This window comes from Tindallia texcoconensis (assembly GCF_055383815.1).
The window spans coordinates 352,946-366,440 of sequence record NZ_AP042431.1 but is presented as its reverse complement, the minus strand read 5'-3'; the positions used below and the strand labels follow the sequence as shown (position 1 = coordinate 366,440).

10 protein-coding genes and 1 other annotated feature (1 of these 11 only partly in view) are annotated in these 13,495 nt (G+C 39.1%); of the genes, 8 read left to right on the top strand and 2 right to left on the bottom strand.

The annotated features are described in order from the left end of the window. Positions 1 to 15: 15 nt before the first annotated feature. Both speE and ACZ47N_RS01785 read right to left on the bottom strand, forming a co-directional pair. Complete coding sequence (gene speE / locus ACZ47N_RS01790; RefSeq protein ID WP_464887432.1) at positions 16 to 855, bottom strand: polyamine aminopropyltransferase; 840 nt, start codon at positions 853 to 855, stop codon at positions 16 to 18. A gap of 29 nt (positions 856 to 884) precedes the next feature. Further along, on the bottom strand, positions 885 to 4,688 hold the full coding sequence (locus tag ACZ47N_RS01785; RefSeq protein ID WP_464887431.1) for a phosphoribosylformylglycinamidine synthase: 3,804 nt from the start codon (positions 4,686 to 4,688) through the stop codon (positions 885 to 887). 122 nt (positions 4,689 to 4,810) lie between these two features. On the opposite strand from ACZ47N_RS01785, the gene ACZ47N_RS01780 reads away from it, so the two are divergent. From ACZ47N_RS01780 to ACZ47N_RS01745, 8 genes are all read left to right on the top strand, one after another. Then, positions 4,811 to 5,434 (top strand): Maf family protein, encoded by a 624-nt coding sequence (locus ACZ47N_RS01780; RefSeq protein WP_464887430.1) that lies wholly within the window; start codon positions 4,811 to 4,813, stop codon positions 5,432 to 5,434. Between the two features lie 52 nt (positions 5,435 to 5,486). Next, positions 5,487 to 7,433, top strand: a complete 1,947-nt coding sequence (locus ACZ47N_RS01775) for a PAS domain-containing hybrid sensor histidine kinase/response regulator (RefSeq protein ID WP_464887429.1) — start codon at positions 5,487 to 5,489, stop codon at positions 7,431 to 7,433. Positions 7,434 to 7,488: 55 nt separating this feature from the next. Continuing rightward, on the top strand, positions 7,489 to 8,847 hold the full coding sequence (mgtE, locus tag ACZ47N_RS01770; RefSeq protein ID WP_464887428.1) for a magnesium transporter: 1,359 nt from the start codon (positions 7,489 to 7,491) through the stop codon (positions 8,845 to 8,847). A 58-nt stretch (positions 8,848 to 8,905) separates the two neighbouring features. Continuing rightward, positions 8,906 to 9,127 (top strand): hypothetical protein, encoded by a 222-nt coding sequence (locus ACZ47N_RS01765; protein ID WP_464887427.1) that lies wholly within the window; start codon positions 8,906 to 8,908, stop codon positions 9,125 to 9,127. Positions 9,128 to 9,336: 209 nt separating this feature from the next. Beyond that, a complete protein-coding gene (locus ACZ47N_RS01760; protein ID WP_464887426.1) occupies positions 9,337 to 10,104 on the top strand; it encodes a hypothetical protein in 768 nt (255 codons plus the stop codon). Between the two features lie 236 nt (positions 10,105 to 10,340). Next, complete coding sequence (gene deoD, locus ACZ47N_RS01755) at positions 10,341 to 11,039, top strand: purine-nucleoside phosphorylase (protein WP_464887425.1); 699 nt, start codon at positions 10,341 to 10,343, stop codon at positions 11,037 to 11,039. Between the two features lie 36 nt (positions 11,040 to 11,075). Next, complete coding sequence (locus ACZ47N_RS01750) at positions 11,076 to 12,170, top strand: HD-GYP domain-containing protein (protein WP_464887424.1); 1,095 nt, start codon at positions 11,076 to 11,078, stop codon at positions 12,168 to 12,170. 13 nt (positions 12,171 to 12,183) lie between these two features. Continuing rightward, positions 12,184 to 13,329, top strand: coding sequence for a sensor histidine kinase (locus ACZ47N_RS01745; RefSeq protein ID WP_464887423.1), 1,146 nt, complete (start codon positions 12,184 to 12,186; stop codon positions 13,327 to 13,329). 79 nt (positions 13,330 to 13,408) lie between these two features. Further along, positions 13,409 to 13,495, top strand: a binding site (T-box leader); it runs 125 nt beyond the window's last position.

Sequence of the window (13,495 nt, the reverse complement as noted above, 5' to 3'; positions counted from 1 at the left end):
TTACCCCTTTCTGGCTTATTCATCCATGGAAAGTCCAGTTAAGCTATACCACCAGGTAGGGAGTGAGAAGGCAGCAGAATGAAAAGCCTTATTATAGTAATCTCCAGTGAAAGGAGCTCTTGGATAGCGACAGCTACGACCATTTGCGGAAGCGATGACGAAAGCCATATCGCCACCATATACAGGTACAACTCCGCGATAAACCTCTACTTTTGGGAAGCAACGGCCAACTCGTTCCACAGCTTCTTTTAATTCTGGTGCTTGGAAAACTGGAACTCCAGCCTGTCGAACCATAATACCGTCTGGGTTAAGGCAATTTCGGATGCTTTGATAAAAAGGAGTTTCAAAGAGGACTTTTGCGGGCCCTATAGGATCTGGAGAATCAACGATAATGATATCGAATTTTCGTTGGAGTGCTTCAGGACTATTCACATAAGAAGCTCCATCCCCTATGATCAATTCAAACCGTGGATCACTAAATGCTTCTGTGAAAAAAAGCATTTCTTTGCTAAGCTCAATCACTCGTTTGTCTATATCTACCATAGTAATACGTTGAAGACTCTGATGCTTAAGGCATTCTTCAAGAATCCCACCGTCGCCACCGCCAATAATCAAAATGGACTGAATGGGACGATCCAATGCCATAATTGGCAAATGGCTCATCATTTCATGGTAGATAAACTCTTCCTTTTCTGTTGTTTGAACGACATCGTCTAAAATAAGCATGCGACCAAAATGATCGTTGTCAGCAATTTGTAAATGTTGGAATTCTGTTTTTTCCTCGTAAACTGGATTGATTTCGTATCCGAAAACCGTAGAAGGGCTATGTTGTTCATAAAACCATTTTTTTGTCATGTGATACCTCCTGAAATAAAGTATTCAAATTAACTAAAATAATAGACACCTGATTCAAATAACTTTTGTTCTTTATGGCCAGGGATATTTACTCCAACAGAGTCGCCATACCTCTCAGAGTGACCCATTTTCCCCAAGACACGACCATCAGGGCTGCTAAGGGCTTCGACAGCTTGATAAGAGCCATTGGGATTAAATCGAATATCCATGGTTGGATTGCCTTGATCATTGATATATTGAGTTGCAATCTGACCTGCTTTAGCCCATTTCATATAGTCGGTTTCATTGGCAACAAAACGTCCTTCGCCATGAGAAACTGGAATGGTATGAATATCCCCAGGTTTCATCAAGGAAAACCACGGGGAAAGGGTAGATAGGACACGAGTGTTAATCATACAGGAAACATGACGTCCGATGGCATTGTAGGTTAACGTAGGTGAATCCACATTTAATTCCTTGATTTCACCAAAAGGCACTAGGCCCAGCTTGATTAAGGCTTGAAATCCATTGCAAATACCTAGCATTAATCCATCTCGTTGCTTCAAAAGATGATGAATAGAATCTTGTAATCGTGGGTTTCTGAAAAAAACATTAATAAATTTACCAGAACCATCGGGTTCGTCGCCAGCACTGAATCCTCCAGGAATAACAACCATTTGTGCTTGATCAATTTTGCTGGTGATTTCATGAACGCTGTCTTCAATGTCCTGGGAAGAAAGATTTCTAATGACTACTATTTCTGGAATTGCACCAGCTTTTTCAAGGGCTCTGGCAGTATCATATTCACTGTTGGTTCCAGGGAAAGTTGGAATTACTACTCTCGGCCTTGCTATTTTAATGGCTGGCAGGGAACGAGAGGAGGGTTGAAAGCTTGAGACTTGATGAATGCTTCCAATTGTTTCTTTTTTAGTTGGAAAAATCGGCTCCAAAGTACTACTCCAGACTTCCTGCAGAGATTCTAGATTCATGATTTCATGACTGATTTTTATCATAGGAGTATCGGAAGTATGCCCAAGATGGTAGCTTGGAATCGTATGAAATAGTTTTTCGGCAGCGGCTTCATCTTTCATCTCTAAAATTAAGTTAGCTGGATCGGGTAACCATAATGCCTCTGCTTCAAGTGGTAATGGGTCAAAGAATGTAAATCCAATGGCATTTCCAAAGCACATGTGACTGATGCTAGCAGCAATACCTCGGTGATGGATGGTTTTAGCCGATAAGATTTCACCTTGTTGAATCATTTGATAAACAGTTGCATACATTTTCTTTAATTCCTTTAAGGATGGAAGAAATGATTCGTTGTTAGGTACTCGAGTAATCATAACTGGTTTATCTGGTTTTTTAAATTCTGGTGAAATCAGCTTGTCCGCTTTTTCGATAGCTACTGCAAAGGAAACTAAAGTTGGTGGAACATCCATCTCTTTAAAAGTACCAGACATACTATCTTTTCCACCGATAGCGGGGATGGAAAGGTGCTTTTGTACTGCATAAGCACCTAAAAGAGATGCCATTGGCTTACCCCATTTTTCAGGATCTTCGCCTAATTTTTCGAAATATTCCTGCAGTGTCAACCGAGCGTTGGAATAATTAGCCCCCATAGCCGCTAAACGTGAAAGGGATTCGATGACGGCGTAAAATCCACCATGATAGGGACTCCAGGAAGCAATCATGGGATCATAGCCGGCTGTCATGATGGTTGCAGTTGTAGTGTTACCTTGAAGAACGGGGATTTTGGCGGCCATTCCTTGGGATGGAGTTAACTGCATTTTTCCGCCTAAGGGCATAGTGACAGTGGCGGCACCTACGCTGTGATCGAATGTTTCTACTAAGCCTTTTTGACTGCAGGCATTTAAGTTTTCAAGATTGGCTTTCCAGGCTTCTTTCCATTGAATCTGTCCATTTTTAATAAAGGGTCGTATATCTTCTGGTAGAGAGTTAAATGGATTGTTTGAATCTTTAGGCGCCAGGATTTTTAGACGTGCAGATTGTTTCACGCCATTTGTGTCCAGAAAATCTCTTGAAATATCTACAATTCTTTGGTTACGCCAGCTTATTTGTAAACGTCGGTTACTGGTTACGGTGGCAACCGGAGTTGCCTCTAGGTTTTCTTTGTGGGATTCTTGGATAAAAAAATCTACATCTGTGGGTTCTAATACGATGGCCATTCTTTCTTGGGACTCAGAAATGGCCAACTCCGTACCGTCTAAGCCTTCATATTTTTTTGGTACGTTATTTAAATCGATCTCTAGTCCATCTGCTAGTTCTCCAATGGCAACAGCAACACCTCCAGCACCAAAATCATTACATTTTTTTATTAAACGACTGACTTCTGGTTTTCTAAAAAGCCGCTGAATTTTTCTTTCTGTCGGAGCATTCCCTTTTTGTACCTCAGCACCACAGCTTTCTAAGGAGTGTTCGTCATGTTCTTTGGAGGAACCTGTAGCACCACCGCATCCATCTCTACCAGTCTTACCGCCCACTAATAATATGACATCACCAAGCTGTGGGCTTTTTCGGATTACTTGATCTTTTGGAGCAGCTGCTATGACAGCACCTAATTCCATGCGTTTGGCCACATAACCAGGATGATATATTTCTCGAACATGGCCTGTTGCCAATCCGATTTGGTTGCCATAAGAGCTGTAGCCCTTGGCTGCTTCTTGAGTTATTTTTCGTTGTGGGAGTTTTCCGGGAATTGTTTCGGAAAGAGGGGTTCTTGGATCTCCACATCCGCTAATTCGCATAGCTTGGTACACATAAGACCTGCCAGATAAAGGGTCTCGAATAGCCCCACCCAAACAGGTAGCAGCTCCACCAAAAGGTTCTATTTCAGTGGGATGGTTATGAGTTTCATTTTTAAACATCACCAACCACTCTTGTATCGTGTTGTCTATCTCTACGGGAACATTGATGCTACAGGCATTGATTTCTTCGGAAACCTCAAGATCGTCTAACAATCCCTGCTGTCGAAGTTCTTTCATGGAGAGAACCGCCAGGTCCATTAAACAAGGATACTTTTCTTCCAAACGGTGGCCATGTACGCTTTTTCTCGTATCCAGATATAACTGATAGGTATCTTTTACTGGTTGATTTAACAGGCTATCTTGAATTTCTACATCTTTAATTTCTGTCATAAAAGTGGTGTGGCGGCAATGATCAGACCAATAAGTATCAATCATTTTAATTTCAGTAATGGAAGGATCACGTTTTTCTTCGTCTCGGAAATAGCTCTGGCAGTATAGAAGGTCATCTTGACTCATGGCAAGACCCATTTCGTGTCGGGTCTGCTGTATCAATTTTTTGTCCCAATCTATAAATCCTTCGAGGAATTTAACGGGTTCTGGATTGGGCATCGGGTTGTTTAAGGTCTTTGGTTTTTCTAAAGAGGCTTCCCTTGATTCCACTGGGTTAATAAGATGACTTTTGATAATGGTTAAATCAGAATCAGAGAGAGAACTGTTGAACACATAGACTTTAGCAGTAGCTACTACTGGACGTGGACCTTGAGAAAGAAGTTCAATGCACTGTTCTGTTGAATCTGCTCGTTGGTCATATTGTCCTGGAAGCAATTCCACAGCAACTATAACAGCTCCTTCCTCCACAGGGAAAGTATCTTCATAAAGATTATCAACAGGGATTTCTGAAAAAATGGTATACTTTGCCTTTTCATAAGCTTCAGCTGATATTCCTTCGATATCATAACGATTTAGAATTCGGAGATATGTAAGAGAAGGTAAGAAAAAGCTCTCTTGTAAATTTTGAAGAAGGCTTTCAGACTCTGTTTGGAAATTCTGTTTTTTTTCAACAAAAACTCGCCTGACACTGGATAGCATATAGATCCTCCTTTGACTTCTTTGATTTCAATCTTTATAATTATAACAGATATAGCACAAAAAAACAGTTATCGAATCATGTTAATCCGTTCTAAAAGTAGTCCTATATAGGAGGGAGCAAAATGGAATTAATACTAGCATCAGCATCGCCAAGGCGTAAAGAAATACTTCGTAAAATAGGAATATCCTTTCGGCATGAACAAAGCCATGTAAAGGAAGAAGAAATTATGAAACAATGGATACATCAGACTGTAGAAGAACGCGTTAAAATTCTGAGTCAATCCAAAGCTGAAGAAGTGGCAAAGCGATATTCCGATGGGGAATACATGGTTTTGGGAGCGGATACGGTAGTTGTAATGGATGGGGAAATTTTTGGAAAACCCCACAATCCTATGCATCTGCTGGAAATGATTAAGACTATGTCTGGTAAAACCCATCAAGTGTTGACTGCTGTTAGTATGGTGGTTCCCTTTCTTTCCCAGAGAGAAACGATTATAGCGTGCACAGAAGTTACATTTAGGCATTTGAATGAACAGGAAATAGACTGGTATGTCAATCATGCTCATTATATGGATAAAGCTGGAGGTTACGCCATTCAGGAAGAAGGAGCAATGCTGGTGGAGTCTATTCATGGTTGCTATTATAACGTAGTAGGGTTACCGATTTCAGAACTATTTGATCTGTTTCAACGTTTTGGCTATTCCTTTTTGGACTTTCAACAGAAGCCAACGATTAAGATAACGTGAACAGGGTATAAAATCCTTGTGTCTTTATGATGGTTAAAAGGGGATTTTAAGGATGGAAATTAATCCAAAAGAAATATTAGTTCACACAACGGATCTGGTCACCATTCTTGATAGAGATGGGATGATTCGATATACTTCTCCATCGTGTCTTGATATTTTGGGGTACGCTCCTGAAACACTGGAAGGTACCTCTATTTTTGAACTAGTGCATCAAGAGGATCAAAAATTTGTGAATGAAAAAATGGATGAAGGCTTTAGTGGAAAGAAGCCAACTTCCTTGCGGTATCGTGTGAAGCATAAAAGTGGAGGCTATACTTGGCTAGAATCCTCTGGTAATGGGAAAAATCTTGAATCTTACGATCAGCCTATGAGATTGGTTACTTCTAGAGATATTTCAAAGCAGGTACAGGTTGAGCAAGAGCTTATTAAAGGAGAAACTCGATTTCGACATGTGTTGGAAGCAGCTCAAGACGCTATTGTTTTAATGGATGAAAATGGGTCTATTTCTGGATGGAATAAAAGTGCAGAGAGAATTTTTGGGTATCATTCCGATGAAGTATTGGGAAAGGACTTGCATTCAACACTCTGCCCCAATCACTACCATAGTCAATACGAAAGAAATCTTTTCCAGTTTCAAAAAACTGGAAAAGGAATGGCCATTGGAAAAACCGTTGAGCTTCAGGGAATTAAAAGAAATGGCACGGTATTCCCTATTGAATTATCCCTTTCTGCTTTTAAGCAGGATGATGGATTTCATGCGGTGGGAATTGTAAGAGATATTTCAGATCGAAAAGCAGTTGAAAATAAATTAATTGCTTCTAAAGAAAGAGCTGAAAAGGCCAATGCCAGTAAAAATGCCTTTTTATCCAATATGAGTCATGAATTGCGAACTCCGCTACATGGTATTTTGGGGATGTTAACCATGATGGATGAATTGGTGGTATCGGAAGAGCAAAAGGAACTTCTAGCTTACACCAATGACTCAGCAAATCATCTTTTAGATTTAGTAGATGACTTACTCAGGTTATCGAAACTACATAATGGAACAGAAGTATTGAAAGAGGTAGTCTTTGATTTTCAGCAGATGATAAACGCAAGCATAGATCCTTTTTTTAGGTTGCTGGAAGTGAAGCAAATCGACTTTAGGGTATCTGGTGAAGACTTGAGCAATGTAATGGTTATAGGTGATCAAGATAAATTGGTAAAAACGATCTGTCATCTCTTGAGAAATGCCATCAAATTTACAAAAGAAGGAACTGTTGAAATTGTTTCTTTCTTGAAAGAATACACAGAAGATGTAGGTGTTTTTAGAATTGAAATAAAAGACACGGGGATAGGTGTAGCCTATGGCCATGTTCCTAGTCTATTTGATCCTTTTTATCAAGTAGACGATGGAAGCAAAAAGGTATATGGAGGCGTGGGGGTAGGTCTTCCTATGGCTCGTCAGTATATCGAGATGATGGGTGGTCATATGGATGTTATCAGTACAAAAGGAGAAGGGAGCACCTTCTATTTTGAGGTTCCTTTGAACATAACAGAGGATAGTCGAAGGGCTTTAGAGCAATTAGGTAAAAATTTGAAAAGAGGAAGGAAAATCAAGCCTTTCGAGAGCTCATTGAAGCTGCTATTGGCAGATGACGATAAACCTACTCGAGTATTAATGAAGAAAGTATTCCATAGCTTGAATATTGATGCGGACTTTGTAGAGGATGGCCTTGATGCAGTACAATACTATACACATAAGCGTTATGATTTAATTTTAATGGATATACAGATGCCGATGATGGATGGATTTGATGCTGTTCAATTGATTAGGGAATATGAAAGAGAAATTGGCCAATATACGCCCATTATTGCTTTGTTATGTTATAGAACAGATGAAAGCGTGAACAAACTACATGCCCAAGGGTTTGATGACCTACTGACGAAACCGATAGAATTGGAAAAAATCTATGAAGCAGTGGTGTATTGGATAAATCCAGCTCATCGTATGCGTTGACCCAACCCATCAAGTGTGTTATATTTACTTTAATTTTCTCGAAGGGAGGGATTGGATGCCAGATATTCATGAAAATTTGCATCAAGAAATAGCAGAGGCCATTCGAAAAGAAGATGCAGCCATGCTGAGACAAATTCTGGAAGAAATTCATCCCTATGATATGGCCCAGGCTTTATTGGAGTTAGAAGAAGAAGAAAGGGTTCTTTTTGGAAAGCTGACAGATGAAGAACTGGCAGATCTATTGGAAGAATTGGATTACGAAGAGCAGGAAGCGCTGCTAGAGACTATGGGTCCAATTCGTGGTGTTAGGATCATTGAACGAATGGCGCCAGATGAAGCGGCAGACTATTTAGGTGAGTTGTGTGAAGCTGAAAAAGAAGAAATTTTGACCAAACTAGATCCAGAATCTGCTGGTGACATTCGTCAACTATTGGCTTACCACGAGAACACAGCAGGTGGTTTGATGACCACTGATTTTTTTGTCCTGTACCAACATGATACCGTGGAAAAAGCTATTGAAAGGTTAAGGAATCTGGCACCAGATGCAGAATATGTATATTATTTGTTTGTTATTGACGATGCACACCGATTGATTGGTGTAGTTTCTTTAAGAGAATTGATTACGTCAAGTCCACAAACGATGATCGAAGAAATTATGTCGGAGAGAGTGGTTTCTGTTCCAGTTGAGATGGATCAAGAAGAAGTAGCGAGAACTATTGGTAAGTATAGCTTTCTAGCACTACCTGTCGTCAAGGGTGACGTAATGGTAGGGGTAATCACTGTTGATGATGCTATTGACGTTTTGGAAGAAGAAGCATCAGAAGATATGATGAAATTTGGTGGTATATCTGGTTCTGAAGATGGGATGCAAGATTTAAGTGTAGGGGCAGTAAAAGCTTCTATGAATCGGATTCCATGGCTAGTATTGCTTTTGGGTGTTGGAGTAATGGCTGGGAATATAATTGATCGATTTGAAGAGACCTTGGATGCAGTGGTGGTACTGGCTGTCTTCATTCCTATGATTGCTGATATGGCAGGAAACACAGGGACACAATCTTTAGCAGTTGTGGTTAGAGGTTTGACAATGGGGCAGTTTACTGGTAAAAATGTTTGGAAACTCTTACGACGGGAAGCGGTAGTCGGACTTATTATTGGACTGGTAAATGGAGTGCTTATTAGTATTATAGCTGCATTGTGGCAGCGAAGCCTTATGCTAGGTTTTGTCATTGGACTTTCGCTTTCCATTACACTTTTTGTCGCTACTTTAGCAGGAACCATTGTACCGCTTATTATGACAAAAATGAAAATAGACCCAGCAGTAGCTTCGGGTCCTTTTATTACTACTGTTAATGATATTGTTGGCCTGACCATTTATTTTACAGTAGCCACTCGATTTATGCATCATTTGGTATAATGGGTTTAAAATCAGAGGAGATCGTTATTTGGAGAGAAGGAAGAGAGGAGGCTTTGTTATGGATCGAAACTATAAAGATAAACTGAAAGAGAAAGTGTTTGGTATTAATGAAAATATGTCGGAGCAGGATGTTCAAAAAATTGTAGACCTTATGGAAGAAGAAGTAAAAAAAGCTTCTCATCAAGCAATCTATAGTTTAGAAGTTCAGTATATGTTAGATGAATGGTTGGAAGAAGAGTTTCCTGGTGAACATGAACAAAAAGATAAAACGATTCATTAAATTATATTTGCTTCCGTCTTCTAGCTGCCTTTAGGCAGCTTTTGATTTTTTGATGTTAGAGGAAGTAATTAGAGGTACTGAACTGAAATACAGAAGGAAAAAGATCGCTTTTGAAACATAAGAATAATAGAAGGTGAAATGGGTATTTTTAAAAAATACAATAGATTGTATTAAGCAATAACAAACCAAGTCTGTGAGGGTGAACAAGGATGAAAGTGGACAAGCAAAAGAAACGTATTTCTGCAAAATTTGTGCGGTGGCTGTCAAAAGTAGCACCAGGCGTCTATTATGTTTCTCCTGATTGTTTGGGTAAGAGTCGATTCAAAATAGAGGAAATGCGTCGGTTTCAGAGAGAGCCGGAGCTGCTTCGTCAACAAATTCACACCCTTGGAGAAGTTATTATGTATGTGCGAGCATCCTTTTTCCGTCCTAAAATGGGAGATATTCGAATTCATCAACCTCCAATAACATGGCATTATAACCTAAGTGGACCTGAAGCGATTATTTCGAACCATGGCAACTGTGGCGCTGTATCTAGTTTGTTTAATTATCTTTTAAAAGGGAAATACCATGAAGTTGGGTTTGTTGCCTACAGCGATGAAAATGGAGGTCATGTATTTAATTATGTCAAGCAGGATAACGTCTATTATTTTGTGGATTTATTGAATTATCTTTATGGAAGTAAAGCCATGGAACATCGGTCTACCATGATTTATGAATCTTCTTCCTTGCATCAGTTTGCATCCTACTATCGCCTTCGTAGTGAAAAAAAGATTGGATTAATGGTGGCCTATCAAGCTGAGCATGTACTTCCTATGGGAAGAAAAAAGAATGAGCCCATAATGTATTTTCCTGAACAAGCTAATATAAAGGTATTAATAGAAACACCCCAACAAGGGATTGTTGCAAGGCATTATAAAGAGTGTACAAGAATTAAATGTCAGAATAGAAGGCCTTCAAACCATATTTCAACCTAATAAAATATATGCATAGTGGTGGTTGAAATAGTTGGAAATTGTGATAAAATGAGGAGTTGATAGGGTGGTTAATCGTAAAAAGCTAAATAGGAGTGAGGCCTTTTGACTGAGAGAACTAGGAAAATGATTGCTATTGTCGTTGCGGTAATGATGATATTTTCCACCTTTGCCGCATTGATAACAGCTGTTAGTATTGTTTAAAATACCATACATAATTTGATAGGAGCGTGTTGATAATGAGTGTTCATATTGCCGCACAAAAAGGAGAAATAGCCGAAACAATTCTATTGCCAGGAGATCCATTGAGGGCTAAGTTTATTGCAGAAAACTACTTGGAAAACCCAGTTTGTTTTAATGAAGTTCGAGGAATGTATGGGTTTACTGGAACTTATCAGGGAAAGCGGGTTTCTGTTAGTGGTACAGGAATGGGAATTCCTTCTATTTCGATTTATGTAAACGAATTGATTCGAGAGTACGAAGTGAAAAATTTAATTCGAATCGGAAGTTGTGGTTCCTTGCAAAAAGAGGCTGCTATTAGGGATATTATTATTGCCATGAGCGCCAGTACAGATTCTAATGTAAATAATATAAGGTTTCCTCAGCGATCTTTTGCGCCGACGGCCAGCTATTCTTTGTTAGAAAAAGCAGTTCAAACTGCCCGTGAAAAAGGAATCGATCCAAAAATTGGGTCTGTTTTGACATCAGACAGCTTTTACCATGAGGATACAAATGAGTGGAAAATGTGGGCAGCTTATGGAGTGTTAGCAGTGGAGATGGAGACCTCTGAGTTATACTCCTTAGCATCAAAATATGGGGTGAATGCTTTATCTATTCTAACGGTCAGCGATCACATCGTTACGGGTGAACAAACAACTTCTGAGGAAAGACAGACGACATTCCGCCAAATGATGGAAATTGCTTTATCGCTGGCATAACAATTCGTTCTTCGCAGACGATGGAGGAGAGCCTTTATGAAAAAAGTATATCTAGCTCAAATAGAAAATGGCTCTCCGATCCAAATGGATTTGTTTAACGCCCATGGTGCTGTTTTGGTCCCAAAGGGAAGAGTGATGACACCAAAATTAAGACAGCAACTCTTACGAAATAGCATTGAGTATTTTTTGGTTGAGGTTACTGGTTATGAAAGAATTGAAGATTATTACGAACATTTCGAAGAATCGGTTATTCAACAAATTGAAGCCGTAAAAAAAGTATATAATGATTCTTTTACAACGCTGAGCAGTGAATTCGAAGGGTTTAAGCGTAATCGTAATCTAGATAAAAAAGTAATGCGAGAAACGGCGAAGGAGTTAGTGGCTAGCATAGAGAAGTATCAGCATGTTTATTTGGGGTTAGAAGGAATTCGACGAAAAGACTTTTATACGTATATACACTCTGTGGATGTAGCTATTTTTATGATTGTTATGGGGAAATCCCTGAAAATGGAACGGAAAACCTTAGAAGAAGCTGCTTTAGCCGGATTGTTGCATGATATTGGAAAAACAGAAATCGATGATGCTATTCTTTTGAAACCATCGAAACTTACAGACACTGAAATGAAGACAATGAAAAACCATACCATTAAGGGGTATGAAATTCTTAAGCATCAGATGCATTATCCAGAAGATATTGCAAGGGTCGCCAGAGAACATCATGAACGGAAGGATTGTCAAGGTTATCCAGAAAACAAGGATTGGACCCAAGTTCATCTGTACTCCCGTATGGCTGCAATATGCGATATTTATGATGCTATTACTGGTGAGCGGGTTTATAAAAAAGCTATGTTGCCTCATGATGCAGTGGAGTACTTGATGACTCTTGTGAATGGTCATTTGGACAAGGACTTGACTACTCAATTTATTCGGAATATTGCCGTGTATCCTATGGGGACGAAAGTGAAGTTGAACAACGGAGAAATAGGGATCGTGATAAAACTACACCATGGATATCCAACAAGGCCGGTAGTGAAAATACTTGAAAAAAGTATGGTAAGAGACCTTTTAAAGGAGAACACGCTGCTGGTAGAGGATATCATTCATCAAGAACAAAAGCCTGAATCCATGTAAAAGGGAGAAGCAGATGAAAATAGAGCTGGATCATCTCAAAGAGTCAAATGAATTTCTAAACCTACTTTTAGATCATATTACGTCTCTTATTTTTATATTGGATAAAAATTTCCAAGTCCAATGTATTAATGGAGCGGTGGAGAAATTTTTTGATAAGGAAGTGAAAGACCTTACCAATCAAATTTTCGGGAATGCCATTAACTGTAGTTATGCAGTAGAAGAAAGAAAACGATGCCAGCATACTTCCCACTGTAGTCTATGTGCCTTTAGCGAAGGATTAGGCAAAGTGATTAACCAAAAAGTACCGACTATTAAACAAACAGTTCACAGAAGTTTATATGTTGGAAACCAAAAAGTAGACAAGACCTTTGTGTTTACGACACAACACATTATCTATCAAAATGAGAATATGATTATGGTGGCCGTAGATGATGTTACAGAAATTGAGGAACAAAAACAAGAACTAGAAAAAGTGATCGTATTGAAAAACAAACTCCTTGGAACTGTGACCCATGATTTACGAAACCCTATTAATGCCATCCAGAATGTATCTTGGTTTTTGATGGACGAATCTGAAAATATGACGGAAGAGCATCGGTTGTTTCTGAAGGATATCTACGAAGTAAGTGATTATATGAGTCGTTTGGTAGATGACCTTTTGGATCTTAGTCGAATTGAGAGCGGAAATCTAGAGCTGAACCTTCGGTTTAGTGATTATATTCATACGCTACGAGAGAGCATAACGATTAATAAGCCTTTGGCAGTAAAAAAAGGAATTGAACTGAAAATGGAATTGCCAGAGGATATAATAATGTTAACTTTTGATAGGAATAAGATGACGCAGGTAATTAATAATCTTATTAGCAATGCCATTAAATTTTCTCATTCTAAAACGGAAATTATGATACGTGTCAGAGATGAGAAAGATCATGTCCTTACGTCGGTTATTGATGAAGGGCAGGGGATTCCAGAAAATGAAGTGCATCAGGTATTTTCTGAATTTAGCAAGCTGAGCACTAAGCCGACAGGTGACGAAAAAAGCACTGGGTTGGGTTTAGCCATTGCAAAACGAATAGTAGAAGGGCATCAGGGGTCTATAGGGGTTCATAGCAAAGCAGGAAAAGGATCGGAATTTTATTTTTGCTTGCCTAAAAAATAAAGAGAACATTATTTTACTGCTCTTCCCTTGACGAACGATCAAGATATGGGTATAATTGAACAACAAAAGTCAGATACATGAAAATGTTATGATGAGAGCGTTGCAATGATATTTTGTCACCAGAGAATGAGTCCAAGGCTGAAAGATTCATACAAAACCCTTGCAA

What these genes read in the sequence shown, in the direction of transcription:
- ACZ47N_RS01785 (WP_464887431.1), bottom strand. Translation starts at nt 4,688, where the DNA reads ATGCTATCCAGTGTCAGGCGAGTTTTTGTTGAAAAAAAACAGAATTTC.
- ACZ47N_RS01780 (WP_464887430.1), top strand. Translation starts at nt 4,811, where the DNA reads ATGGAATTAATACTAGCATCAGCATCGCCAAGGCGTAAAGAAATACTT.
- ACZ47N_RS01760 (WP_464887426.1), top strand. Translation starts at nt 9,337, where the DNA reads ATGAAAGTGGACAAGCAAAAGAAACGTATTTCTGCAAAATTTGTGCGG.
- ACZ47N_RS01745 (WP_464887423.1), top strand. Translation starts at nt 12,184, where the DNA reads ATGAAAATAGAGCTGGATCATCTCAAAGAGTCAAATGAATTTCTAAAC.
- ACZ47N_RS01765 (WP_464887427.1), top strand. Translation starts at nt 8,906, where the DNA reads ATGGATCGAAACTATAAAGATAAACTGAAAGAGAAAGTGTTTGGTATT.
- deoD (WP_464887425.1), top strand. Translation starts at nt 10,341, where the DNA reads ATGAGTGTTCATATTGCCGCACAAAAAGGAGAAATAGCCGAAACAATT.
- mgtE (WP_464887428.1), top strand. Translation starts at nt 7,489, where the DNA reads ATGCCAGATATTCATGAAAATTTGCATCAAGAAATAGCAGAGGCCATT.
- ACZ47N_RS01775 (WP_464887429.1), top strand. Translation starts at nt 5,487, where the DNA reads ATGGAAATTAATCCAAAAGAAATATTAGTTCACACAACGGATCTGGTC.
- ACZ47N_RS01750 (WP_464887424.1), top strand. Translation starts at nt 11,076, where the DNA reads ATGAAAAAAGTATATCTAGCTCAAATAGAAAATGGCTCTCCGATCCAA.
- speE (WP_464887432.1), bottom strand. Translation starts at nt 855, where the DNA reads ATGACAAAAAAATGGTTTTATGAACAACATAGCCCTTCTACGGTTTTC.